Annotated in this window: 21 protein-coding genes; 6 read left to right on the top strand and 15 right to left on the bottom strand. The window is 66.6% G+C overall.

The window, feature by feature from the left end; all coding sequences use genetic code 11:
- Positions 1-236: 236 nt before the first annotated feature.
- Genes ACILR9_RS37150 through ACILR9_RS37135 form a run of 4 tightly spaced genes read right to left on the bottom strand, consistent with a single transcriptional unit; the run spans position 237 to position 4920 of the window.
- On the bottom strand, positions 237-1814 hold the full coding sequence (locus ACILR9_RS37150) for an ABC transporter substrate-binding protein (protein WP_395715038.1): 1578 nt from the start codon (positions 1812-1814) through the stop codon (positions 237-239).
- 24 nt (positions 1815-1838) lie between these two features.
- Positions 1839-2867, bottom strand: a complete 1029-nt coding sequence (locus ACILR9_RS37145) for a glutamate cyclase domain-containing protein (RefSeq protein WP_395715037.1) — start codon at positions 2865-2867, stop codon at positions 1839-1841.
- A 12-nt stretch (positions 2868-2879) separates the two neighbouring features.
- Positions 2880-3890, bottom strand: coding sequence for a glutamate cyclase domain-containing protein (locus ACILR9_RS37140; RefSeq protein ID WP_395715036.1), 1011 nt, complete (start codon positions 3888-3890; stop codon positions 2880-2882).
- A gap of 10 nt (positions 3891-3900) precedes the next feature.
- The gene (locus ACILR9_RS37135; protein ID WP_395715035.1) at positions 3901-4920 is read right to left on the bottom strand and encodes a glutamate cyclase domain-containing protein; all 1020 of its coding nucleotides are present in this window, start codon (positions 4918-4920) and stop codon (positions 3901-3903) included.
- A gap of 248 nt (positions 4921-5168) precedes the next feature.
- Between ACILR9_RS37135 and ACILR9_RS37130 the strand changes: the two genes are divergently transcribed.
- The 4 genes from ACILR9_RS37130 to ACILR9_RS37115 all read left to right on the top strand — a co-directional run bounded on the left by ACILR9_RS37130 (position 5169) and on the right by ACILR9_RS37115 (position 9580).
- Complete coding sequence (locus ACILR9_RS37130; protein ID WP_395715034.1) at positions 5169-6089, top strand: LysR family transcriptional regulator; 921 nt, start codon at positions 5169-5171, stop codon at positions 6087-6089.
- Between the two features lie 385 nt (positions 6090-6474).
- Positions 6475-7614 carry a pyridoxal-phosphate dependent enzyme gene (locus ACILR9_RS37125; RefSeq protein WP_395715033.1) on the top strand — a complete coding sequence of 380 codons (1140 nt, stop codon included), beginning with the start codon at positions 6475-6477 and terminating at the stop codon, positions 7612-7614.
- An 8-nt stretch (positions 7615-7622) separates the two neighbouring features.
- Positions 7623-8582 (top strand): LLM class flavin-dependent oxidoreductase, encoded by a 960-nt coding sequence (locus ACILR9_RS37120; protein WP_395715032.1) that lies wholly within the window; start codon positions 7623-7625, stop codon positions 8580-8582.
- Between the two features lie 5 nt (positions 8583-8587).
- Complete coding sequence (locus ACILR9_RS37115; protein ID WP_395715031.1) at positions 8588-9580, top strand: LLM class flavin-dependent oxidoreductase; 993 nt, start codon at positions 8588-8590, stop codon at positions 9578-9580.
- Positions 9581-9653: 73 nt separating this feature from the next.
- Here ACILR9_RS37115 and ACILR9_RS37110 read toward each other — a convergent pair whose 3' ends face one another.
- From ACILR9_RS37110 to ACILR9_RS37060, 11 genes are all read right to left on the bottom strand, one after another.
- Positions 9654-10451: an enoyl-CoA hydratase/isomerase family protein gene (locus ACILR9_RS37110; RefSeq protein ID WP_395715030.1), complete on the bottom strand. Its 798-nt coding sequence runs from the start codon at positions 10449-10451 to the stop codon at positions 9654-9656.
- A 44-nt stretch (positions 10452-10495) separates the two neighbouring features.
- Positions 10496-11308 (bottom strand): amidohydrolase family protein, encoded by an 813-nt coding sequence (locus ACILR9_RS37105; protein ID WP_395715029.1) that lies wholly within the window; start codon positions 11306-11308, stop codon positions 10496-10498.
- Between the two features lie 71 nt (positions 11309-11379).
- A complete protein-coding gene (locus tag ACILR9_RS37100; protein WP_395715028.1) occupies positions 11380-12249 on the bottom strand; it encodes a helix-turn-helix domain-containing protein in 870 nt (289 codons plus the stop codon).
- Entirely contained in the window at positions 12230-12496 is a 267-nt protein-coding gene (locus ACILR9_RS37095; protein ID WP_395715027.1) for an antitoxin, read from the bottom strand. Before ACILR9_RS37095 ends, ACILR9_RS37100 begins: the two co-directional genes overlap by 20 nt.
- A 168-nt stretch (positions 12497-12664) precedes the next feature.
- On the bottom strand, positions 12665-13675 hold the full coding sequence (locus ACILR9_RS37090) for an LLM class flavin-dependent oxidoreductase (protein WP_395715026.1): 1011 nt from the start codon (positions 13673-13675) through the stop codon (positions 12665-12667).
- 13 nt (positions 13676-13688) lie between these two features.
- A complete protein-coding gene (locus ACILR9_RS37085) occupies positions 13689-15425 on the bottom strand; it encodes a hydantoinase B/oxoprolinase family protein (RefSeq protein WP_395715025.1) in 1737 nt (578 codons plus the stop codon).
- On the bottom strand, positions 15422-17512 hold the full coding sequence (locus ACILR9_RS37080) for a hydantoinase/oxoprolinase family protein (RefSeq protein ID WP_395715024.1): 2091 nt from the start codon (positions 17510-17512) through the stop codon (positions 15422-15424). The genes ACILR9_RS37085 and ACILR9_RS37080 overlap by 4 nt, the downstream gene beginning before the upstream one ends.
- Before the next feature lie 4 nt (positions 17513-17516).
- Entirely contained in the window at positions 17517-18251 is a 735-nt protein-coding gene (locus ACILR9_RS37075; RefSeq protein WP_395715023.1) for an ABC transporter ATP-binding protein, read from the bottom strand.
- The gene (locus tag ACILR9_RS37070) at positions 18248-19045 is read right to left on the bottom strand and encodes an ABC transporter ATP-binding protein (protein WP_395715022.1); all 798 of its coding nucleotides are present in this window, start codon (positions 19043-19045) and stop codon (positions 18248-18250) included. Before ACILR9_RS37070 ends, ACILR9_RS37075 begins: the two co-directional genes overlap by 4 nt.
- Positions 19042-20040: a branched-chain amino acid ABC transporter permease gene (locus ACILR9_RS37065; RefSeq protein WP_395715021.1), complete on the bottom strand. Its 999-nt coding sequence runs from the start codon at positions 20038-20040 to the stop codon at positions 19042-19044. The genes ACILR9_RS37070 and ACILR9_RS37065 overlap by 4 nt, the downstream gene beginning before the upstream one ends.
- The gene (locus ACILR9_RS37060; protein WP_395715020.1) at positions 20037-20924 is read right to left on the bottom strand and encodes a branched-chain amino acid ABC transporter permease; all 888 of its coding nucleotides are present in this window, start codon (positions 20922-20924) and stop codon (positions 20037-20039) included. The genes ACILR9_RS37065 and ACILR9_RS37060 overlap by 4 nt, the downstream gene beginning before the upstream one ends.
- A gap of 479 nt (positions 20925-21403) precedes the next feature.
- Here ACILR9_RS37060 and ACILR9_RS37055 point away from each other — a divergent pair, with 479 nt between their 5' ends.
- Together ACILR9_RS37055 and ACILR9_RS37050 are read left to right on the top strand one after the other, a co-directional pair.
- Positions 21404-22222, top strand: coding sequence for an IclR family transcriptional regulator (locus ACILR9_RS37055; protein WP_395715019.1), 819 nt, complete (start codon positions 21404-21406; stop codon positions 22220-22222).
- On the top strand, positions 22219-23361 hold the full coding sequence (locus ACILR9_RS37050) for an ABC transporter substrate-binding protein (RefSeq protein WP_395715018.1): 1143 nt from the start codon (positions 22219-22221) through the stop codon (positions 23359-23361). The genes ACILR9_RS37055 and ACILR9_RS37050 overlap by 4 nt, the downstream gene beginning before the upstream one ends.
- The last annotated feature ends 264 nt before the right edge of the window (positions 23362-23625 follow it).

Below are 23625 nucleotides of genomic sequence, written 5' to 3'. Positions count from 1 at the left end.
GTCCTACCGCTCCAGCGGCTCGCGTTGCGCCTGCCTGTTTCGGTGGAGCTCAATCTGGTTCCCGGGCCCGGACCGATCCGACGCGCGCTCCCGTGCGGGCCGGCTGGTCATGAGTCATGGCCCCGCTGCCTCTTGTGACTCATGACCCCTCCGCCCCGTATGACGGGGCACCTCCCCAGCGAAGCTGGGGAGGAGGAAGAAGCGCCACGGAGTGGCGCGCTCCCGGCAATGAACCTTCACCCCCACGACACCGTGTCGAGCCGCTCCAGATATTCCTGCGGCGTCGAATCGAAGCCCTTCAGGTTCTTGTTGAGGATCTGGATGTTGTTGGTGTTGCAGTGATAGATCAGCGGGCACTCCTCGAGCACGGTGTCGACGATCTTGTGGTAGATCTGCTCGCGGGTTGCCTGGTTGAGCTCGGAGCGAGCGCCGTCGAGCATCATGTCCATCTGCGGCATGTTGTAGCCGCTGGCCGAGCCCTTGCTGTGCATGAACCACCACGACGTCGCGTCGGGATCGGGCGCCACCAGGGTGATGTCTTCGAGGTTCTGCTCGAAGCGCCGATTGAGCCACAGGTTGTTGAATCCACCCATGTCCATGTTCTTGATTTTGTAGTTGATGCCGATCTGGCTCACCATCGCGGCCACCAGCTCGAGCTCCTTGCGCAACCAGTCCTTGTCCGAGGTGATGACCTCGACCTCGTAGCCCTTGACGCCGGCCTGGGCCATCAGCTCCTTGGCTTTCTTCAGGTCGCCGTTCTTCGGATATTTCAGCATCGGGCCGCGGTGGCCCATGTAACCGGCCGGGATCTGGTTGTCGGTGGCGATCGCCTCGCCGTAATAGATCTCCTTGACGATGGCCTCGCGGTCGATCGCATACGAGATCGCCTGGCGCACCAGCTTGTTGTGGTAGGGCAGGTCGGGCCGCACGGTGAGATTGAACTGCTGGTAGTCCCATTCCCAGCCCGGCGTCGACAGCACGTTGAAGTTGGCGTTCTTGCGCATCGCTCCCACTTCCTTCGGGTCGGGATGCGTGACGAAATCGAGCTCGTTCTTGACCAGCGCCTGCAGGCGCGTCGTCGAATCCGGGATCGCGCGGTAGACGATGCGGTCGAGCTTCGGCAGGCCCGCGTTCCAATAGTCTGGGTTCTTCGCCAGCACGATCTCGGTGCCGCGCTTGGTCTCGATCTGGAACGGCCCGTTGCCGACCGGCGTGGCGCTGTAGGCCTGGTTGCCCATCTCCTTGTGTGCCTTGGCCGAGATCACCGTGCCGCCATAGCCCATCGTGACGCCGGGAAAGGCGCCGAATGGCTGCTTGGTCTTGACCTCGACGACGTACTTGCCGTCGGCTTTCACCGTGTCGAGCGGAAACAACGCCGTGCCGACCTGGAAGCTCTTGGATTCGAGATGGAAGTTCCAGGTGTAGACGAGGTCGTCGGCGGTCATCTCGCCGAAGCCCTTCTGCCACTTCACGCCCTCGCGCAGCTTGATGCGCCAGGTCAGCGGATCGGGGTTCGACCATTCGAGCGCCAGCATCGGCTCGATCGAGCGCTTGGCGAAGTCGATCTTCACCAGCCCGTCGAAGATGTTGTAGAGCACCAGACCGCCCTGGATGTCGAAGCGGATCACCGGGCTCAGATTGCCGAACTCGCCACCGAACACGCCGACGCGCAGGTCACGCCGGCCCTGCGCCAAGGCTGGCGCCCGGCCGGTCCCCAGCATGAGGCCACCGCCCATGAGGGCCGTACCCAGGACACCCGCTGAAAATCCGCGACGCGTGACACGCTGGCCCAATGGCCTGGACACCTTGCTCATGATTTGCCTCCTCTCGCGACTTGTTCAGAAGCCCCTGTCGTATTCCTTCAAGCCGTTCTCGACGATCTGATGCAGGATCGTGATCAGGCTCGCCTGGACCCGGTCGGAGGTGCCGTCGACGTACGGGATGAGGCGAGAGTAGGCGCCGTCCATCGCGCCGCCGGCGACGCTCCCGAGCACGATGCGCAGTTCGGTCGCCTCGTCGTGCAGCACCTCGCGATCTCCTAGATGACCGGCCAGGGCCGCGGCGATTCCGTAGGCCCCCCAATTCGATACCGCGGCGAACACCAGCACGTCGCATTCAGTAACCGTGCCAACCCCGCCATGGCAGGGGCAACCGCAATCCTTGCCGAACGGCTGGATGTCGCGCACGGCATCCTTGATCACGCCGCAGCCGATCTCGTTGCCGCCGTCGCCGACGCCGACCGTCGGGATGCCGTTCGCCTTGGCGTACTCCGCGAGATGGTAGGCACTGGCGATCTTGTCCGGCGTACGCGGCGTGCCCATGATCGAATGGTAGATGCCCTTGGTGTTGGGCCCGACCTTCTCTATGAAGATCATCGCGGCCGGATTGAACCTCTTGCACAGCTCGGCCGCCGCGACCTTCCCCTCGGCGTCGCCCAACGGGTAGTTGATGGCGATGGCGCACGACCGGCGCTGCTTGAACAATTCCTCGTCGACCACGGCGATGCCGGCGGCCTCGGTCGATTTGATCACCGCCGGCATGTTGCGCTCCTCGCTGATCAGGATCGGCTTGGCGCCGAGACCGACCTCGATCGCGCGGGCGATGGCGGCGGCGCCCGGCGGGCCGTCGGTCTCGCCGGCCGGCAGGCCGGGCGGCGTGCCGGCGCCGGTGACGACGAAGACGTGCTGGCCGGCTTTCACCCGGTCCATCAGCAGCTTGGCCGCAAGCCAGGTCAGCGGCTTGCCCTGCTTCTTGCGCGCCGCCTCGTACAGCGGATAGGTCACGCCGCGCGGCAGGCCGGCGCGGAAGCGCATCTCGATGTTGACGGCGCGGTCGATCGAATCGCCGACAATCTCGTCGATAGCCATTTTCATTCTCTCCTAGAACGCACGCTTGAAGCCGGTGACCAGGCCGTTGCGCACGATGCAGCCCAGCATGGTGACGATGGCGCAGGAAACGTCGGCCGGCATGCCGTCGACCTGCAGGGTGTGGCGACCCGTGCTGCCGTCGACGCCGTGCGTCGCCACGCAGGCCTCGATCATGCGCCGCTCGATATCGGCGCTGTGCATCAGCTCGGGCTTGCCGACCAGCGCGGCCAAAGCTGCCTCGACGGCGTAGGCGCCCCAGTTCGAGGTGTTGGCAGGCAGCAGCACGTCGGTCTTGACCCGCGTGCACAGCCGCTCGCCGTTCGGCTTGTACTTGGCGACGGCATCGGCGATCAGGCCGAACCCCAGCTCGTTGCCGTTGTCGCCGATGCCGAGCGAGGGGATGCCACGCCGGGCGGCCTCGTCGAACAGGCACTCGGCGCGTGCCCGGTCCGCCGCCGTCGGCGTGCCGGTCGAAGTATGGGCGATGCCGTGCTTGTTGGGCCCGAGCTTCTCGATGCTGATCACCATCGCCGGCTTGTAGGTGTCGAGATACGACACTGCCTGTTGCTCGGCCGAGTCGTCGTGCGCGAGCGGCAGGACCGCCGTGGTGAAGCCGATCTCGAGCGCATGCTCCGGCGGGCGGATGCCGAGGCCGACCGCAAGCGTCGTCGCCGCCAGGTTCTCGCGGAACGGCTCCTCGGTGAAGAGCAGTGGCACGGCGCCGGTGGCGGCGTGGATCGCCAGCGCCAGGGCCGCGACACCGGGCGGGCCGTCGGTCTCGCCGGCCGGCAGGTAGCGCGGGTCGCCGGCGCCGGTGGTCAGGAATACCACCTTGCCCGGGCCGAGATGCTTCAGGATTTGCCGCGCCGCCAGCATCGACAGCGGGCCGCCGCCCTGGGCGGCACAGGCCGCCTCGTGGAGCTGCACGATGACGTTGCGCGAGGTCGGCGAGATGCGCGCCTCGACGGTGACCAGACGATCGATATGGCGCCCGATCAGGTCCAGTTGCTGAGGCTCGGTCATGGCCGCCCCCTCAGTGCGTCAGTCCGGTGCCGGGCGGCTCGAGGTTCTTGCGCACGATGTTGGACAGGATCTGCATGAACGCCATCGAGGTCTCGCCGTCGAGCCCGTCCACGAAGAAGTCGGTGGTGCAATACATCGCCTCGAGGCCGCCCGCGTCGAGGCAGGCCTGGACGATGCGCTTCTCCATGTCGGGCGTATGGATGAGCTCGGGCTTCTTCAGCAGGAAGGCGAGACAGCCTTCGATGCCGTAGCAACCCCAGTTGGACATCATCGCCGGCACCACGACGTCGGTCTTGACCACGGTGGCGAGCGCCTTGCCCTTGGGCATGGTCTTGACAACCGCGTCGTAGATCGTGCCGAAGCCCAGCTCGTTGCCATGATCGCCAATGCCGACCGAGAAGATGCCGCGCTTGTTGGCCTCGGTGACGATGTCGCCGATATCGATGCAGCCCTCGAACTGCGAGTTCGGCCCGGTGAGCGGCAGACCGGTTGCGGTGTGGACGTTGCCGTCGGCACCGGCGCCCAGCCGCTCGGCGCTGACCACGGCCTTGGGCTTGTAGTCCTCGAAGAGCTTGGCGATCCAGCCTTTGATCTCGGACTGCCTGGTCGGCGCGTTGACGATGGCGGCGCCGAGATGGCGATCGCGCGCCTGGGCGAACGGCTTCACCATCAGGCCGGCCGCCTCGCTCGACGCCACGATCGGATCGGCGTGGCATTCCTCGTTGACATAGACCGGGATGGCGCCGAGCCCGCGATAGAGGATGCGGGCCAGGGCCGCCGCGCCCGGTGGGCCGTCGCTCTCGCCCTTCGGCATGGTCGGCTCGTAGCCGGCGCCCGTCATGACGAACACCACGTCGCCCTTGCCGAGATGCTTCTTCAATCCCTCGGCCGCGACCATCGTCACCGGCCGGCCGCCGGCCGCCTTGCGCGCCGCCTCGTACATCGGCAGCAGGATGCCGTGCGGCATGCCACGGTTCTTCGCCTCGATCGTGACAAGCCTGTCGATCGCTTCACCAACAAAATCCGGCATTGAAAATCCCCTCAGTCCCCGTGCAATTGGGCGCCGGAAGGGGTGATCGCACAAGATCAATTTTTGCGTTGAAGCGATGCCGAAGCGGCATCAGTCTCTTTCTCCTCCCCAGCTTCGCTGGGGAGGTGTCCGATCTTCGCGCACGGAGAGGTCATGAGTCATGGGAGAGGGTTGAGCCTGTGACTCATGACCCCTCCGTCGCCGAAGACGGCGACACCTCCCCGGATTACCGGGGAGGAGAGGGACCCATGATCAATACCGGCTTGCGTTATTTCACTGCAGTGGCGCGACACCGCTCGATCCGCGAAGCCGCCGAGGAGCTGCACATCGCCCAGTCCGCGCTGAGCCGGCAGATCCACAAGCTCGAGGAGGAGTTCGGTGTGCCGCTGTTTCACCGCCATGCGCGCGGCATCGAGCTGACCTCGGCCGGCGAGATCTTCCTGCGCCACGCGCGCTCGAGCCTGCGCCAGGTCGAGCGCGTGCGCTCCGAGCTCGACGCTCTGAAAGGGCTGCGACGCGGCACCGTCAGCATCCAGTCGATCGAATCGCTGGTGCAGCACCTGTTGCCGCGGGCGATCGCGCGCTTCAGCGAACGCCATCCCGGCATCTCCTTCGACGTGACGATCGACGGCAGCGACCATGTCGTCGCCGCGGTGCGCGAGGGCCGGACGGACATCGGCATCGCCTTCTACTCGCCCGCCGAGCGCGATCTGACCACCATCTTCAAGATCCGCGAGCCGCTCGTCGCATTGATGTCGGCGCGCCATCCCCTGGCGAAGAAGCCGCGCATCTCGCTGGCCGAGAGCATGACCTATCCGATCGCCCTGCCGGCGCGGAACACCGGCAGCCGCATCCTGATCGATGTCGCCTGCAAGGCCGCCGGCATCGCCATCGCACCGGTCCTGGAAAGCAATTCGATCCAGCTCAAGGTTCATTTCGTGCACGTGAACCATGGCATCACGTTCCTCTCGCGGCTGTCGGCCTGGGACAGCCTGCGCGCGGGCGAGCTGGTCGCCGTGCCGATCCGCGACCGCATCGTCAACAGCGCGACGATCGACGCGATCACCCATGCGTCGCGCCAGCTGCCCATTGCTGCCGAGGAGTTCCTGCGCTTCCTCCAGGGCGAGCTGCAGAATCTGCGCGATCCGATAGCGAACGCCGCCGACTGAGTGGTCATCGCTGGCGCCGCGCCACTCCAGGCGGAGCAACCTCTGCCGGCAGCGGCGTCTCATATTCTCCTCCCCAGCTTTGGCTGGGGAGGTGTCGCCGTCGTACGGCGACGGAGGGGTCATGAGTCACGTGAGGCGGCCTATGACCCCTCCGTCCGCGATGACGCGGACACCTCCCCGGCAAAGCTGGGGAGGACAAGAATGGAGTGGCGCGCTCTCAGCGATGAGTCGGTTGACGCTATGTGCGGCGGACGGCAACGTGCGCGCCGACATGCCAGTACCTGCTGCTCTCGTTTGTGTCCGCTGCGGTTCCCGCCATCCCATTGATCGCTATGCCGAGGATTGCCCGGCCTGCCGGGCGCGCGGGGCGCCGGCGAATCTGACAGTGGCCTACGATGCCGTGCCGGGCCAGGGCCTGGATCGTGAGAAGATCGCGATCCGCCCTTCGACCATGTGGCGCTGGGATGAATTCCTCTGCGCACCTGCCGTCCATGCTGTGAGCCTCGGCGAGGGCAATACGCCGTTGCTGCATGCGCCGGCCCTCGGCCTGGGCGACGTCTGGATCAAGGACGAGTCGCGCAATCCCACGTGGTCGTTCAAGGATCGGCTGGCGTCGTCGGCGCTCACCATGGCGCGGCAGTTCGGCGCCAAGGTGATCGCCTCCAGCTCCTCCGGCAACGCCGGCGCCGCGGCCGCGGCCTACGCCGCCAAGGCCGGCCTGCCCTGCATCGTCTTCACCTTTGTCGGTGCGTCGGCGGCGCTGGTCGCGCAGATGCGCGCCTATGGCGCCATGGTCGTCGCCGTAGAGAACAAGGCCGACCGCTGGCGCCTGCAGTCGGCCGGCGTGCGCGAGTTCGGCTGGTATCCGACGTCGCCGTTCTTCGGGCCGGTCGTCGGCAGCAATCCCTACGGCATGGAAGGCTACAAGACGATCGCCTACGAGGTCGCCGAGGCGTTCGATTGGGATGTCCCCGACTGGTGCGTGCTGCCGGTCTGCTACGGCGATGCCCTCTTCGGGATGTGGAAGGGCTTCGAGGAATTGAAGGCGCTGGGCTGGACCCAGCGCACGCCACGCCTCGTGGCGGCCGAGGTCTCGGGCTCGATCGCCGCCGCCATGGCGAGCGGCGAGCCGATGCCGCCCGATCGGCCGCGCAACACACCGTCGATCGCCACCTCGATCGGCGCCAACCAGGGCACCGTGCAGGCGCTCGAGGTGCTGCGGCGCAGCGGCGGCACCGCGATCACCATCGACAATGACGAGCTTGCGCGCTGGGTCGTCACCGTGGGCGCGAAGGAAGGGATCTGGCCGGAAGCCGCCTCGGCGGCGCCCTTCGCTGCCATCGAGCGCCTGCGCGCCAGCGGCACGATCGAGCCCGAGGCGCGGGTCGTGGCCCTTCTGACTGCGAGCGGACTGAAGGACACGGCGGTGATCGAGACCGCGCTGCCGCCGACGCCCGTCGTCGCCGGTGGTCTCACCGAGGTGCTGGGCGCGCTCCGCGACGTTTATGGATACAGGCACGGGTGAGTGGGCGCATGGCTGAGTTCGGCATCTCGATGGATGGCCGCGCGCCGATCGGCGAGATCGCGGCGCAAGCGCAGGCGGCGGAGCAGGGCGGAGCGTCGACCCTGTGGATCGCCTGCCATCTCTTCCTGCGCGACCCGATCACCACGGCGGCGCTGGCGCTCGGCGCCACCCGGCGCATCAGGATCGCGCTGATGGCGATGAGTCCCTACGCGACCCATCCTGTCTTCATCGCCATGGCGGCTGCGACGCTCGAGGAGATGTATCCCGGCCGCGTGATTCTGTGCCTGGGCGTCGGCGCACCGAGGGATCTCGAGGCCGCCGGTATCGACTCGCCCAAGCCGTTGGTGACGATTGCCGAAACCGTGAAGATCTGCCGCGCGCTGCTGGCCGGCGAGATGGTCGACTTCCAGGGCCAGGTCTTCCATGCCGCCGGCCGGCGTCTCGCCAATGGCGGCCGCACCGTGCCGATCGTGCTGGCCGCCTCCCGCCCCAACATGCTGCGCCTGTCGGGGCGCGAGACCGATGGCGTGCTGATCTCGGCAGCGACGTCGCCGCCGTTCGTGAAGGCCTGCCTCGACCAGGCGGCTGGCGCCGCCGCGGGGCGGCCGCTGCGCAAGCTCGGCATCGTCTATACGAAGATCGGGGCCAGCGAGAGGGAAGGCATCGATCCGATCCGCCGGCCGATCGGCTTCGTGCTGCGCGGCGCCCATCATGCCGAGAACATCCGGCTGTCGGGCGCGCCGCTCGACCAGGCGGCGCTGGCGGCCGCCTATGCGGCCGAGAGCTGGAGCGAGGTCGACCGGCTGGTGAGTGACGACGTGGTGCGCCGCCATGCGGCCTGCGGCACGCCGGCCCAGGTGAGGGCCAAGCTCGAGGAGTATCGCGCCATCGGGCTCGACGAGGTGGTGATCGGCGGCGCCGACGATGCCCGGTCGATCGCCGGCGTGCTGGCGGCCGTACGGGGATGACGTCGATGAAGTTCAGCATCAGCCTGCCGACCTGCTTCGAAGGGGTCATGTATCCCATTCCCTTCGTCGAGCCGGGCGACTTCGTGCGCCTGGCGCAACTCTGCGAGAGGCTCGGCTACGATTCGGTGTGGGGCAACGACCACATCACCAGCCAGCATTATGTGCGCGAGCTGTTCCCCGACCATGCGCCCAATTTCTACGAGCTGATGACGGTGCTGTCGTTCTGCGCTGCCGCGACCAGCCGGATCCGGGTCGGCACGGCGCTCGCCGTGCTGCCGATGCGCGATCCATTCTGGCTCGCCAAGCAATCGGCCACCATCGACCAGCTGTCCAATGGCCGGCTGGTGCTGGCCCTGGGCGTCGGCGCCTATCGCGAGGAGTTCGCCGCCTGGGCGCCGCGCGTTGCCGCCAAGGGCCGGCGCGGCGAGATGATGGACGAGGGGATCGAGCTGATGCGCCGCCTGTTCACCGAGAGGCGCGTGACGCACGAAGGCAAGTACTACGCCGTGCGCGATCTCGAGATGTATCCCAAGCCCAAGGCCGATCCCTTCGCGCTGTGGATGGGCGGGCACAATCTCGAGACGGTCGAGCGCGTGGCGCGCTGGGGCACCGGCTGGCTGCCCGGCTGGCGCCCCTGGCCGGAGCTCGAGGCGCGCATCGAGGCGGTGAAGGCGCGCGCTGCCGAGCTGGGCCGCGATCCCGCCGGCATCGAGATCGCCCCGCAATTCTCGCTCACCATTGCCAAGACGGCGGAAGAGGCGGAGCGCCGCTACATGGCGTCGGGCCTCGTCGCCCATCGCAAGTCGCTCGCCTATACCGGCCGCGACCTCACCAAGCAGGTCGTCGCCAACCTGGTCGGCTCACCCGACCTGATCCTGGAGAAGATCGACGGACTCAGGAAGATCGGCGTCGACCACGCCTGCGCCCTGATGATCCCGGCCGACAGCATGGCCGAGCTCGAGGACCAGGTGGAATGGTTCGCCAAGGTGGCGCTGTAGGGACTGGCCGGCACGCCTTATCGCCAACGCATCACCCGAGCCGGGTGCCTGCGCTCCGTACCGGTGGACGGCGTCAGGTCGGCAGGGGCCACGTGATGTCCCGACCCTTCAGGTCGCGATAGCGTCGTGTCTGGGCGCAAAGGCTCGCAGGGTCGGACATGCTACGCGACAGCAGATCCCGGTCCAGGCGCGCGGCCGAGTCGATGGCTGCCATGGTGGTCGCCTGCAGCGCGCGCTTTGAGAAGCCATAGGCGGCGTAACAGTCCGCCGGCACGCGCGCGGCCCAGTCGATGGCGGCTTCGAGCAGCTTGTCCGGCATGCTTGTCGCCTGAACGATTTTCATGCGGAGCGCGGCTGCCAGATCGTAGATCTGTCCGAACAGCGTCAGTTCCGACGCACCGCGTGATCCTACGGCGTACTTGATGATCTCGCAGTACACGGCGGGCATAGGGATGCCGATCGGCACTTCGTTCAAGGAGAAGCGCGAATCGCCTTTCGTGGCGATGCGATGATCGCAGCCGAGCGCCGTGATCAACCCACCCGCATAGGCATGACCGTTTATCGCCGCCACGGTCGGTCGCGGATAGGTGAAGAGGCGCAGATTTGTGGCGCGGTAGGCCGCGAACCAGTCGTCGATCTCCTTCAAGGAGCGGCGCGCGAACATTGCAAAGTGATGGTCCAGATCGAGCCCGGCCGAGAACACAGCGCCGGTGCCGGTGAGGACGACGGCGCAGTCAGCGAACTCGGTCTCGAGGCGGTCGAAAGCCATGTGGAGATCGGCAAAGAATGCTGGGTTCTGCACGTTGACCTTGTTCGTGTTCATCGTCACCACGGCGACGTGGTCGTGCCTGCGCTCGATGGTCCAGGGCATGAATATTCTCCTCGCTGCTTCGGGCTCCGTCTGCGCCTGCGCGCTCACGTGAGCCTGAACACGCGTCGCGCGTTGTCCGCCAGGAATGCCGATCGCGCGAAATCCGGGAGGCCGAGGGCATCGAGACCGGCGATGCATTCTCCCGCCGGCCAGAACGGGTGGTTCGATCCGAACAGGATGCGATGCTTTGGGTTGTTGCGCATATAGTCGACCAGCTCGAGCGGATAGCGGCCGACCTTGTAGGCCGACGTATCGATGAAGACGTTGGGATACTTCATGAGCAGCGACAGCATTTCGCCCAGCCACGGCATGCCGATGTGCCCGCCGACGATTCGCAGATCGGGAAAGTCGATGGCGACGCGATCTAGATAGGGTATGGGTCTTCCGGGCTCCGATTCCCTGAGCGGCCCGGCATGTCCGACCTGTGTGCAGAACGGGATGTCGAGGTCGCAACACTCGGCGAACAGGGGATAGTAGCGCCGATCGTCGGGTGGCAGCCCCCAAAGCCACGGCAACACGCGCAATCCTTTGAAGCCGTCTTGCCTGACCCGACGACGGAGCTCGCGCACGGCGTCCATCGGCCGGTGGAGATCGACAGACGCGATGCCCACGAAGCGGTCTGGATGCGCGCGGCAATGGTGCGCCACCTCATCGTTGCTGATCATCGGTCCGTCAGGGCCATGCCATGCGCACAGCAAGCCGAGCGAGACGCCCGCCCGATCCATCTCGGCGAGGGTCCCCTCCAAAGGCTGGCTCGTCTCCGACCATTTGCCGGGCTTCCAACGGCGCAGCGAGTCGAACATTGGATCGCCGATCCATTCCGCGTTCGGATGCTGCATCCAGGCATCGATGATCATGACCGTGCTGCCGCCTTCCCTGCCCCAGCGCCGGCACGCAGGGAACGATCGTCGACAGGAAGTCGGTTGACTCAGTCCTGCGCCCAGACGGCCATCCTTAGGCGTGTCGGAGCCTGCGCGTCTTGAACAAATCGGACAGTCTGTCCCCGGGACCCTCCCCAGGCTCTTTGGAACGCGCCGGGCGTAAGGCCGGCATGGCGGCGGAATTCGCGGGTGAGATGTGCCTGGTCGGCAAAGCCCAGATCGCCGGCAACGGCCGACAGGCTTGCGTTGGAGGCGGAGATTTCCTGTACGGCATGCCGGAACCGGCCCACGGCCAGGAACCGCTTTGGCGACAGTCCGGTCGAGGCCTTGATCCGTCGCTGCAGCGTCCGGCTCGACTGGCCGGAGACGGCGGCAAGCCTGGTGACGTCTGCCCGAGGCCCCTCGAGGTATTGCGTCATGCCGCTGGAGTGAACGTGAGGCCGCGAAGCCAGATCACGGCAGAACCCATCGAGGGCGCGCAGAATGTGGTCGGGCGACGGGCCTTTGCGAATCTCTTGCGCCAACCGCTCTTGGCAGTTGGTGAAGGGGGACGTCTCTGTCGACGGCAGGTGGCAAGCCGACGGGTGCATCTTGAGTCCGAAGACCCAGCCATGAAAGGTTCGACTCTTCCTGCGATGACCGAAAGCGGGCTGGATGACGACGATCCTGGCTGATCCGCGGTTCTCCTCCAGCGGCTCTCGGAACGAAAAGGCGATCTCGATAAAGGGCGACGCAAACGCGCATCGATCAGCGGTCATGATGCCGCAGTCCTTCATCACATAGAGATGGTCGACGACCTTGTCGTCGCGAGGAGATGGCTCGAACTCCGCGTAGAATGCCCGTTGCGAGAACAGCCAGTCATCGTCTTGCGGCAAGGTTTTCGAAGCGGCGAAGTTGTCAATTCGAATGCGGTTCATGGCGTAGCCAGTCAAATCGGACGGTCCGGTGCGGGCGGGGGTCAACGATCTCCGGAAACTCTTCCTCAAGGGATTTCATTGTCTTGAGCAGCGCGATGAGTCCGCACTTGGGAATGGGTTCGATGACCAACCGGTCGCCGTCACGGTGCATCATTGCTTCGTTGCCCGGCAACTCGAACTCGACCGGAATTTGCACGGCCTGATTTCGGCCGTTGCGAAACAATCGGACATGCCTTCGCTTTCTCATCGCTCACCGCCACCAAACGCCAGCGGGCTTTCACGAGGTGGCGAGGCGCCAATCCAGCGTCGATCTCGGTGTCTTGCAGGCAGAAAGAAAAGATCCCTCGCTGCGCTCGGGATGACAACCATTTTGTCATCCCGAGCGCAGCGAGGGATCTTTGCTCATGCCTGACCCTCACTTGATCTTCGGCGTCACCTCCTCGCCGAAGATCTGCATCTGGTCGATCAGCTCCTGCACCGAGTTGGCGGCGAAGTAGAGGCCGAGGAAGTGGGTGACGCCGGCCTCGCGGAAGGCGTGGGCCTTGTCGATGATCTCGGCCGGGGTGCCGATCAGGTTGATGTCCTCGTGGGTCGCCGTGCCCTGGCCCTTCAGGGTCGACTTGGAGAGCGACACCAGGTGCTTGTTCATCTGGCTCTTGCGGAAGCTCTCGATGGCGGCCTGGCGGGTCTTGCCGACATGGACGACGAATTGCGGGCAGACCTCGATGGTCTTGGGATCACGGCCGGCCTTCTCGGCTTCCTCGCGTAGCGTCTTCACGCCGGCGCGGACGCGGTCGACGTGCATGCCGGCCGGCAGCCAGCCGTCGGCCCATTTGACGGTGCGGGTGATGTTGTTGGGGTTGTTGCCGCCGACATAGATCGGGATGTGCTTCTGCAGCGGCTTCGGGTACAGCTCGACGTCGCGGAACTTGTAGTACTTGCCGTCGAAGCTCGCGACGCGTTCCTTGAACAAGAGGTTCAGCGCCTGCAGGCCCTCGTCGACGATGTCGCCGCGGTCCATCTTCGCATCGGGCTGCAGCGCCTTGAACTCCTCGCGATAGGCACCGATGCCGAGGCCGATCTCGACGCGGCCCTTGCCGAAATGGTCGAGCGTCGCGATCTGCTTGGCGAGCACCACGATGTCGTGGCGCATCGGCAGCACGATCACGCCGGTGCCGACCTTGATCGTCTTGGTCTCCGAGAGGATGAAGGCGTAGGTGATCAGCGGCTCCCAGAAGCGCGGCGGCACCGGGAACTCGGCGCGCACGTAGTTCTGGGTGGTCATGTGGTCGTTGCCCCACACCGAGTCGTAGCCGAACTTCTCGGCCGCCTGGGCGATCCGGATGACGTTCTCGGGGTCGGAGAAGGGGATGGGATAGGTCAAGCCCTCCATCCCGGTCGGCAGGCCGGCACTCACGCGGGTCATGTCGTCGTCTCCCTTACTCGGCCGCGAGGGCGCGCAACTTCGCCGTTTCCGCCTCGTCGAGGACGCCGTCGTCGTTGACCGCCACGCCGTAGTCGCGTCGCGCCGCCTCGGCCGAGATGAAGCCCTGGCGCACGTCCTCGGCCACGACCGCCGCAGGCCGGTTGCGCGGATTGCCCAGCCCGCCGCCGCCCGGCATGGCGATGATCACGCGATCCTTCGACGGCACGGCCTGCAGGCCCTTGCCGCGCAGCACCTTGCCCGACGACAGCGTCACCGAGCCGGCCTTGCCGGCCAGCCCGCCTTCGCGGCCGCGCGCCGGATGGTCGATGCGGTCGTAGTAGGCGCTGAGCGCAAACGGCGCCGTGTCGAGCGTGCCGACCTCCATGATCTGGCCCAGCCCGCCGCGGAACTCGCCGGCGCCGCCGGAATCCTGCCGGTACTCCTTGCGCCACACGACGATCGGCGACACCGCCTCGTTGACCTCGATCGGCACGTTCTTGACTCCGCTCGGGAAGGCGGTGGCCGACAGGCCGTCGGCGCCCGGTCGCGCGCCGGTGCCGCCGGCATGGAAGCTCATGACGCTGAACGGCTTCGCATGGACGGTCTCGGACGGATCGCCGCCGGTCGAGCCCGGGCCTCCCAGGGCGAACAGGTTCCACAGGCACGACGTGCCCTCGGCCGGGACCTTGCCGCCCAGCGCCTGGTGCAGGCAGCCGAACATCACGTCGGGCAGCATCTGGCCGGTCACGTGGCGCGCCGCCACGGGCGCCGGCTTCTGGGCGTTGAGGATCGAATCGACCGGCGCGGTGACGCGGATCACCGACAGCGAGCCTTCGTTGTTCGGCACCTTGGGCGCCACGATGCACTTCACGCCGAACGAGGCGTAGGCCTCGGTATAGCAGACCGGCACGTTGATGCCGAATGCCGACACGCCCGACGTGCCGCCAAAGTCGACGTCGATGCCGCTGTCGCCGATCGTCATGGTGGCGACCAGGTCGATCGGCTTGTCGTAGCCGTCGACGCGCATGGCGTAGCTGTAGGTGCCGGGCGTGATCTTGCGGATCAGCTCGAGCGAGGCCTGCTTGGACTTCTCGAGGATGTGGCGGCCCAGCCGGTCGAGATCGTCGATGGCGAACTCGTCCATCATCTCGATCAGGCGCCGGCAGCCGATCTCGTTGCAGGTCGCCAGCGAGTAGAGATCGCCGACCACCTGGATCGGCTCGCGCACGTTGGCGGTCACGATCTCGATCAGCGTCTCGTCGACCTTGCCCTCGCGCGCGAAGCGCATCAGCGGGATGTAGAGGCCTTCCTCGTAGACTTGGCGGGCATCGGTGGTCATGCCGCGCCCGCCGATGTCGACGACGTGACAGGTGCTGGCGAACATTGCCACCATCTTGCCGCGCCGGAAGGTCGGCGTGACGAAGGTGAAGTCGTGCAGATGGCCGGTGCCCTTCCACGGGTCGTTGGTCAGGAAGATGTCGCCTTCCTTCATCGTGTGCGCCGGGAAGCGCGCCAGGAAGTGGCGCACGGCGCGGGCCATCGAGTTGATGTGGCCCGGCGTGCCGGTGACCGCCTGCGCCAGCATGGCGCCGTCGAGGTCGAACACGCCCGCGGAGAGATCGCCCGCTTCGCGCGTCGAGGTCGAGAAGCCGGTGCGGATGAGGGCCAGCGCCTGCTCCTCGACGACCGCGATCAGGCGGTCCCACATCAATTGCAGGCGGATGGGCGACAGCGGATCGTTGAAGCTCATGGGACCTTCTCCAGCAGGATGGCGCCGATCGGATTGATGCGGGCGGCGAAGTTCTTGGGAACGATGGTGGTCGTCTCGTCCTCGGCGATCACCGCCGGGCCGGGCACGAGGCTGCCGATCGAGAGATCGGTGCGATGGTAGACCGACACGGTCTTCATGTCCTGATCGGCCGGGTCGTAGACCGCGCGGCTGCCGCGCGCCGTCGCCGGCGTGTCGGCCGGCTGCGGCGGGCTTTTCGGCCTGTCGGCCTGCTCGGCGGCGAGCCGCAGCGTCCAGTTCATGATCTCGACGTCGAGGCCGGGAATGGTGCGGCCGAAGGTGGCGGCGTAGCCGTCCTCGTAGAGCTTGACCAGCTTCTCGCGCGAGGCGGCGTCGAACTTGCCGGGCGGCAGGCTGACGGTGATCTCGTGACCTTGACCGCGATAGCGCATGTCGGCGGTGCGCGTCTCGATGAGCGTCGCGTCGGGCGCGCCGGCCTTGACCACGGCCTCGGCCTCGGCGCGCATCTCGGCGAACAGCGCATTGACGTATTCGGGGTCGAACCGGCTGTCGAGCTGGACGTAGCGGCTGCGCACCACCTCGTAGGCGACCGGCGCCATCAGGAAGCCGACGGCCGAGCCGACGCCGGCACCGCTCGGCACCATGACGCGGCGGATGCCGAGCTTCTCGGCCAGCCGCGCGGCATGGATGGGCGCGGCGCCGCCGAAGGCGATCATGGTGCGGTCCTGCAGCTCCTTGCCGCGCTCGACGGCATGGACGCGGGCTGCGTTGGCCATGTTCTCCTCGACGATCTCGCTCACGCCGAACGCCGCATCGAGCCGGACGAGGCCGAGCGGCTTGCCGACCGACTTGTCGACGGCGGCGCCCGCCTTGTCGGGCGAGAGCTTGATCGAGCCGCCGGCGAAGTAGCCGGGATCGATGCGGCCCAGCACGACATCGGCGTCGGTCACGGTGGGCTCGCTGCCACCGCGGCCGTAGCTTGCCGGCCCCGGCTCGGCGCCGGCGCTTTCCGGTCCGACATTGACGCGCGACATCGAGTCGACCGAGGCGATCGAGCCGCCGCCCGCGCCGATCTCGACCATCTCGATCACCGGGATGCGCAGCGGCAGGCCGCTGCCCTTGAGGAAGCGGTACTGGCGGGCCACCTCGAAGGCCCGCGAATGCTGCGGCTCGCCATTGTCGATCAGGCAGATCTTGGCGGTGGTGCCGCCCATGTCGAACGACAGCACCTTGTCGAGCCCGCACTGGCGCGCCAGCGCTGCGGCCAGGATGGCGCCGCCGGCCGGGCCGGACTCGACCAGGCGGATGGGGAACTTGCGTGCCGTCTCCAGCGCGGCCAGCCCGCCGCCCGACGTGATCAGGAACAGCGGGCAGATCGTGCCCTTGGCGCGCAGCGCCGCGTCGAGCCGGCCGAGATAGCGGTCCATCACCGGCTGGACATAGGCGTTGGCGACGGCGGTCGACCAGCGCTCGTACTCGCGGATCTCCGGCGACACCTCGCTCGACAGCGTGATCGACACGCCGGGCAGCAGCCCGGCCAGGATGTCGCGCGTGCGCCGCTCGTGCGCGCCGTCGAGATAGGCGTGCATGTAGCCAACCGCGATGGCCTCGACCTTCGCCGCCTCGAGCTTCGCGGCAAGGGCACGCACTGCCGCCTCGTCGAGCGGCAACAGCACATTGCCGCGCCCGTCGAGCCTCTCGGGAATGCCGAAGCGCAGCTCGCGCGGCACCAGCGGCGGCGGCTTCCGCATGAAGATGTCGTACTGCTCGAAGCGATGCTCGAAGGCGATCTCGATCGAATCGCGGAAGCCCTCGGTGACGATCAGCGCCGTCTTCGCACCCTTGCGCTCGATGATGGCGTTGGTGGCCAGCGTCGTGCCGTGGATGATCAGACCGAGATCGGCTGCTTTCAGCTTGGAAAGCTTGAGGATCTCCTCGACGCCGGTCAGCACGCCCTCCTCGGGCGCGCGCGGCGTGGTCAGCACCTTGACGCTTTCGTGCTTGCCGTCCCATTCGAGGGCGAGATCGGTGAAGGTGCCGCCGATATCGACGGCGAGGCGCGCCCGGTCCTTGTGTCCTGTGCTCATCTTCCTACGCTGCTGTCTGCTGGATGTTGCCGCCGAGATAGGCTTGGCGGATGCGCGGATCGGTGCGCACCTCGGCCGCCAGGCCTTCCATGAATTTGCGTCCCTGTTCCATCACCAGGGCGCGGTGGGAGATCAGCAAGGCGCCGCGCACGTTCTGCTCGACGACCAGCACAGTGACGCCGCGCGCCGCGATCTGCTGCACCGTCGCGAACACGTCGCCCTGCATCTTGGGTGACAGGCCGAGGGAGGGCTCGTCGAGCAGCAGGAGCGTCGGCTCGACCAGCAGCACCATGGCCATTTCCAGAATCTGCTGCTCGCCGCCCGACAGGTTGCCTGCTTCGATGCGTGCTTTCTGCTGCAGCATCGGGAACAGCTCGATCACGCGGCCGATGGCGGCATCGTGGCGCGCCGACGGCAGGGTATAGCAGCCCATCTTGAGGTTCTCGGCGACCGACATCGCCGGGAAGTTGCAACGACCCTGCGGCACGAAGCCGATGCCGCGTTTCAGTCGTTCCCACGGCGGCAGGCGTTCTATCGTCTCGCCTTTGAAGACGATCTGCCCGGAGAAGAAGCGGTTGGTGCCGTAGATGGCGCGCAGCAGAGTCGACTTGCCCGCACCATTGCCGCCGATCAGAGTCGTGATCGTGCCTGCCTGCAGGCGGGTGGAGAACTCGCGCACGATCGGGTTGTCGCCGTATCCTGCGGTGACGGAAACGAGCTCGAGGGCCGGGTCGGTCATGCTGCCCCCAGCATCTCGGCTTCGGCCATCTCGGGCGTCATGCCGAGATAGGCTTCGAGCACCCGCGGATCGTGATGGATGTCGTGCGCCGAGCCTTCCGCCAGCTTCTTGCCCTGGTCGAGCACGATCACGCGATGGCAGAGATTGGTGATGAACTCGACATTGTGCTCGACGATCAAGAAGGTCTCGCCGGCCCGGTTGAGCTCGGCCAGCGCGACCTCGATCTCGCGGATACGGCTTGGATTGACGCCGGCCACCGGTTCGTCGAGCACGACGATCTTGGGATGCGGCATCAGCGCGGCGGCGAGCGCGACCAGCTTCTTCTGCCCGTAGGAGAGGATGCCGGTCTCGATCTCGTAGTAGCGCTCGAGACCGATCAGCCCGACGAGCTGGCGGGCGCGCGTCTCGGCCGCGTCGATCGCCTGCCGATAACGTCGCGTGCGGAAAAACTCGTCGACCCAGGTCGCCGGGTCGAACTGCTGGGTGGCGATGGCGAGATTGTCGCGCAGGCTGAGCCGTTCGTAGATCCTGACCGTCTGGAAGGTCCGCATCAGGCCGGCGCGGGCGATGTGGTGCGCCGGCTGGCCGGAGATGTCGTTGCCGGCCAGCACGATCCGGCCGCCGTCGCGCTTCTGGAAGCCCGAGATGCAGTCGATCGCCGTGCTCTTGCCCGAGCCGTTGGGGCCGATCAGGCCGGTCACGCTGCCGGCTTCGACCGCGAACGAGACGCCGTCGAGCGCGTGCACGCCGGCGTAGGACTTGCGCAGGTCGGTGACCTCGAGGAGGACGCTCATTTCAGCGCCTCGCGCAGGGGAGCGCCCAGCTCGGCGCCCGGCGTGGCCGAGGCGCTGGTCAGCGCCTCGCGCATGCGGGCCACCCGGCGCTCGCGCAGCCAGCCGGCGATGCCCGACGGCATGACGAACACGGCGACCACCAGGATCACGCCGTAGATGATCATGCGGAGGTCGGCCGAGAAACGCAGCACCTCGGGCAGCGCCGACAGGGCGATGCCGGCCACGACGACACCCCAGAAGCTGCCGGTGCCGCCGATGATCACGATGATCAGGAAGGTCTGCATGTAATAGAAATCGAGGAACGTCGGATCGACGATGCCGAGATGGAAGCTGAAGACGCCGCCCGCGGCGCCGGTGACGGCGGCGCCGATGGCGAAGGCGGCGAGCTTGTAGGGCATCGGCGAGATGCCCTGCGCACGCACCAGCGGCTCGTTCTGCTTGATCGCCACCAGGGTGCGGCCGATGCGCGAGCTGCACAGCGCATAGAGGAAGGCGAGCATCGCCACCGAGAACGCCCAGGCGATCCAGTAGAACTGCCCGGTCGTGCCGAAGCGATAGCCGAACGCGGAGGGCGGCGGCAGGTTGGGGATGCCGAGCGGGCCGCGCGTCAGGCTGACCCAGTCGCGCGCGACCAGGCTGGCCAGCAGCGCAAAGGTGAGCGTGACGATGACGAAGGCGTGGCGATTGGTGCGCAAGGTCGGGTAGCCGACGACCAGCGCGACCACGGCGTTGATCAGGGCCGCCCACACCAGGCCCCACCAGAAGGTCCCACCGAAGGTGACGACGGTCAGCGCCGAGGCGTAGCCGCCGATGCCCCAGAAAGCGAGCTGGGCGAACGACAGCAGGCCGGTGAAGCCGTAGACCAGGTTCAGGGCCGCCGCGGCGACGGTGAAGATCAGCGCCGAGACGCCGACGCCGATGACGTAGTTTGACGAGGTGAGCAGCGGCAGGGCGCCGAGCGCGAGAGCGGCTGCCAAGGCAAGCGCGAGCTTCATCCGACGCGCATGCCCCCGCGCTTGAACAGGCCGTCGGGCCGCAGGAACAGCACCGCGATCATGATCACGAACACCGCGGCTTCCTGCCAGACGATCTCGAAGAAGCCGCCGATCCAGCTTTCCACGAGGCCGAGCCCGAGGGCGGCGACGATGGCGCCGGGGATGTTGCCCAGCCCGCCGATGATGACCAGCGCGAAGGCCTTGAAGATCAGGAACTGGCCCATGTAGGGCGTGACCAGCTGGATCGGCGCGATGGCGGCGCCGGCGAGGCCGCACAGGCCGGCCGCCAGGACCACCGCGTTGCGCGCCACGACGCGCGGCCGGATGCCGACCATCAGGGCGGCTTCGCGGTTCTGGGCGATGGCGCGCATGGCGCGGCCGAACTGGGTGTAGCGCAGCGCGCCGTAGAGCCCGGCGAAGGCGGCCAGCGCCGAGGCCGCGCCGATGATGCGTGTCCAGGTGATGCGGATCGAGCCGATCTCGACGCCGTCGAAGGCATATTGCGTGTCGACCATGCGCGGCGTCGCGGTGAAGAGATACTGCATGACGTGGATGACGATGATCGACAGCCCGAGCGTCACCAGGATGCTGCGCTCGAACTCCTCGGGCTTGAGGCGGATCAGCAGCACCTCGTAGACCATGAAGCCGAACAGCATGATGGCCAGGATGGCGACGGCGAGCGCCGGCCAGTAGAGCAGGCCCAGCACCGGCAGCGCGAAGGTCATGGCGTAGGCGCCCAGCATCAGGAACTCGCCGTGCGCGAAGTTGATGATCTCCATGACGCCGAAGATCAGCGACAGGCCGACGGCGATCAGGGCGTAGAGCAGGCCGAGCGCGATTCCATTCAGCGTCAGCTGCACGAGGTAGACGGCGTCAACGGTCATCGGGCCGGCTCTGCAATTCCCGGACCACGCTCTTGCTTTCCTCCCCAGCTTCGCTGGGGAGGTGCCCCGTCTTACGGGGCGGAGGGGGCATGAGCCTCATGGCTGGGAGCGCACCGCCTTTTTCGTCCCTCCTCCCCAGCTTCGCTGGGGAGGTGTCCGCGTCTTCGCGGACGGAGGGGTCATGAGTCTCATGATTGTCACGCGTCATGAGACTCATGACCCCTCCGTCGCCGTGTCGGCATTTGGCCGCTGCGCGGCGAAATGCCTTTGACGGCGACACCTCCCCAGCGAATCTGGGGAGGAAAGCTCGAGATGCGTCGATCGTCACGGTCGTCTCTGGCGCGGTTCGATAATCGTTGACACATAAACCAGAACTTTGCGAACGTGCAACTATCGAAACGATGTACCGAAATCCGGAACACTTGCCGGCGCGCTCGCCTTCTGCCCGAACCGCTCCTGCGCGGAGCGGTGCCAAGCGGGTGTCGGGCTCCCAGTCGCTGGAGCGCGGCCTCGACATCCTGGAGATGATCGAGGCCGAGGGCGGCGATATCGGCGTGCGCGAGATCGCCCGCCGGCTCGGTTTCAGCCCGACCATCGTGCAGCGGCTGGTGAGCTCGCTGGCGCTGCGCGGCTACATCGAGAAGAACGGCGAGACGGCGCGCTATCGGCTGGGTCCTCGCTCGCTGGCGCTGGGCGCCAGCGGTGAGCGTGGCGTCGACTACGTTGCCACCGCCCGCCGCGAGCTCGACCGGATGGCGCACGAGCATCACCTCAACGGCTTCGTGGCGGTGCTGCGCGGCGGCCGCGCGATCTACCTGCAGGCCGTGCAGGCCGACGGGCCGGTGGCGATCCGCGTCAGCCTGGGCAGCGAGATGCCCTTGCACAGCACGGCCGCCGGCAAGGTCCTGCTGGCCTCGCTCGACGATGGCGCGGCGCGCAAGCTCGTTGGCCATCGCAAGCTCGCGGCCATCACGCCGCACACGATCACCGACCCGGCCATCCTGCTGGCATCGCTCGCCAGGATACGGCGTCAGGGATACGCCACCGTGGTCGAGGAAAACATTCCCGGGATACTGTCGGTCGGCGCCCCGATCACCGATCGCGCCGGCACTGTCGTGGCGGCATTGTCGACGGCCTTTCCTAAATACCTGGATGCCGACCGCACGTTGCAGGGTGTGATTCCCCTGGTGACCGCGGCGGCGCAGCGCGTCTCGCGGTCGCTCGGTGCAAGCGAGCTTGGCACGACGCCTGCTATGCGTTTGACTGCAAACGGGGAGCGCAACGGAGGGAAGCGATGAGGGTGAAGATATTTGCGGCGGCAATGGCCGTCGCACTTTGGGGCATGGGGTCGGCGTCGGCGCAGCAGCAGCCACCCATCGTGATTGGCGTGTCGACCGGCCAGACCGGCGCCGTCGCGGTGGCGGCGGAATGGGAATTGTGGGGCGTCAACCTCGCCGTCGAGGAGATCAATGCGGCGGGCGGCCTGCTCGGCCGCAAGGTCGAGATTCTGGTGATGGACAACAAGTGCAATCCCTCGGAGGCGGTCAACGTCGCCAACAAGCTGGTCGAGGCCAAGGTGGTGGCAATCGAGGGCGCGCATTGCAGCTCGGCCCATCTCGCCAGCATGAAGATTATCGCCGACGCCAAGATCCCGATGATCACAGGCATCGCCTCCAACCCGCAGATCACCGAGCTCGCCGGGCCGGGACGCAACGAGTACTCGTTCCGCATCAGCCCGTCGGACAGCGCCATGATGGAGGCGCTCGGCACCTACCTCGGCGAGAAGAAGGTGTTCAAGAACGTGGCGATCATCGGCGAGGATACCGATTTCGGCCGCGGCGGCGCCGACGCCTTCAAGAAGGTGGCTGAGAAGGCCGGCGTCACCATCGTGTCGACCGACTTCCATCCGCAGAACACGCCTGACTTCACCAGCATCCTGACGCGCATCCAGCAGCGCCGGCCCGACGCCATCGCCACCTTCCAGGTCGGCGGCGATTCGATCAACTTCCTGCGCCAGGCCATGCAGCTCGGCGTGCGCATCCCCTATACCGGCCGCATCGAGCTGGGCGGGCGCAACCAGCCTATCATCGAGGCCGGCGGCATGGAGAAATCGATCAGCGCCTGGACCTACAACGCTACGATCGACGCGCCGTCGAACAAGGCGTTCGTCGAGAAGATCAAGGCCAAGCACAATTCCGAGCCCTACCTGCAGACCTGGGGCGGCTACGATGCGATCCGCGTCATCGCCCAGGCAATCAAGGACGCCAACAGCACCGAGGGCGCGAAGATCAAGGACGCCATCAGGAACATGAAGTTCACCAATGTCATGGGCAAAGTGGTGACCTTCGACGACCACAACTCGGCCGGCCGCTTCGTCGTGCTGCAGACGGTGGTCAACAAGAAGGTCGGCGTCGCGGACATCGTCGAGGTGAAGTGATCTTTCTCCCTCCCCAGCTTCGCTGGGGAGGTGTCGGCGTAATCGCCGACGGAGGGGTCGAAAGCCTCACTGAGACTCCTGACCCCTCCGTCTCGGATTACCGAGACACCTCCCCGGCGAAGCCGGCTAGTTTCAGCACAGATGTTGCGCCGCACGAAGACGGGGGGAGGTTGGGAGTGTGTGTTGAGGAGCACGCTTCTCCTATAATTTTGGAATCCAATACAACTGTCGAGAGCAACAATAGAATCCTCGAATCGCCTGGCG

The organism is Reyranella sp. (assembly GCF_044224635.1).
GTDB lineage: Bacteria > Pseudomonadota > Alphaproteobacteria > Reyranellales > Reyranellaceae > Reyranella.
Note: the sequence above shows the minus strand (reverse complement) of the source record. Positions and strands in the feature narration are given on the sequence as shown.

Excerpts from the sequence above, each read along its gene's own strand:
- ACILR9_RS37150 (WP_395715038.1), bottom strand. The coding sequence starts at position 1,814 with ATGAGCAAGGTGTCCAGGCCATTGGGCCAGCGTGTCACGCGTCGCGGA.
- ACILR9_RS37145 (WP_395715037.1), bottom strand. The coding sequence starts at position 2,867 with ATGGCTATCGACGAGATTGTCGGCGATTCGATCGACCGCGCCGTCAAC.
- ACILR9_RS37140 (WP_395715036.1), bottom strand. The coding sequence starts at position 3,890 with ATGACCGAGCCTCAGCAACTGGACCTGATCGGGCGCCATATCGATCGT.
- ACILR9_RS37135 (WP_395715035.1), bottom strand. The coding sequence starts at position 4,920 with ATGCCGGATTTTGTTGGTGAAGCGATCGACAGGCTTGTCACGATCGAG.
- ACILR9_RS37130 (WP_395715034.1), top strand. The coding sequence starts at position 5,169 with ATGATCAATACCGGCTTGCGTTATTTCACTGCAGTGGCGCGACACCGC.
- ACILR9_RS37120 (WP_395715032.1), top strand. The coding sequence starts at position 7,623 with ATGGCTGAGTTCGGCATCTCGATGGATGGCCGCGCGCCGATCGGCGAG.
- ACILR9_RS37115 (WP_395715031.1), top strand. The coding sequence starts at position 8,588 with ATGAAGTTCAGCATCAGCCTGCCGACCTGCTTCGAAGGGGTCATGTAT.
- ACILR9_RS37110 (WP_395715030.1), bottom strand. The coding sequence starts at position 10,451 with ATGCCCTGGACCATCGAGCGCAGGCACGACCACGTCGCCGTGGTGACG.
- ACILR9_RS37105 (WP_395715029.1), bottom strand. The coding sequence starts at position 11,308 with ATGATCATCGATGCCTGGATGCAGCATCCGAACGCGGAATGGATCGGC.
- ACILR9_RS37100 (WP_395715028.1), bottom strand. The coding sequence starts at position 12,249 with ATGAACCGCATTCGAATTGACAACTTCGCCGCTTCGAAAACCTTGCCG.
- ACILR9_RS37095 (WP_395715027.1), bottom strand. The coding sequence starts at position 12,496 with ATGAGAAAGCGAAGGCATGTCCGATTGTTTCGCAACGGCCGAAATCAG.
- ACILR9_RS37090 (WP_395715026.1), bottom strand. The coding sequence starts at position 13,675 with ATGACCCGCGTGAGTGCCGGCCTGCCGACCGGGATGGAGGGCTTGACC.
- ACILR9_RS37085 (WP_395715025.1), bottom strand. The coding sequence starts at position 15,425 with ATGAGCTTCAACGATCCGCTGTCGCCCATCCGCCTGCAATTGATGTGG.
- ACILR9_RS37080 (WP_395715024.1), bottom strand. The coding sequence starts at position 17,512 with ATGAGCACAGGACACAAGGACCGGGCGCGCCTCGCCGTCGATATCGGC.
- ACILR9_RS37075 (WP_395715023.1), bottom strand. The coding sequence starts at position 18,251 with ATGACCGACCCGGCCCTCGAGCTCGTTTCCGTCACCGCAGGATACGGC.
- ACILR9_RS37070 (WP_395715022.1), bottom strand. The coding sequence starts at position 19,045 with ATGAGCGTCCTCCTCGAGGTCACCGACCTGCGCAAGTCCTACGCCGGC.
- ACILR9_RS37065 (WP_395715021.1), bottom strand. The coding sequence starts at position 20,040 with ATGAAGCTCGCGCTTGCCTTGGCAGCCGCTCTCGCGCTCGGCGCCCTG.
- ACILR9_RS37060 (WP_395715020.1), bottom strand. The coding sequence starts at position 20,924 with ATGACCGTTGACGCCGTCTACCTCGTGCAGCTGACGCTGAATGGAATC.
- ACILR9_RS37050 (WP_395715018.1), top strand. The coding sequence starts at position 22,219 with ATGAGGGTGAAGATATTTGCGGCGGCAATGGCCGTCGCACTTTGGGGC.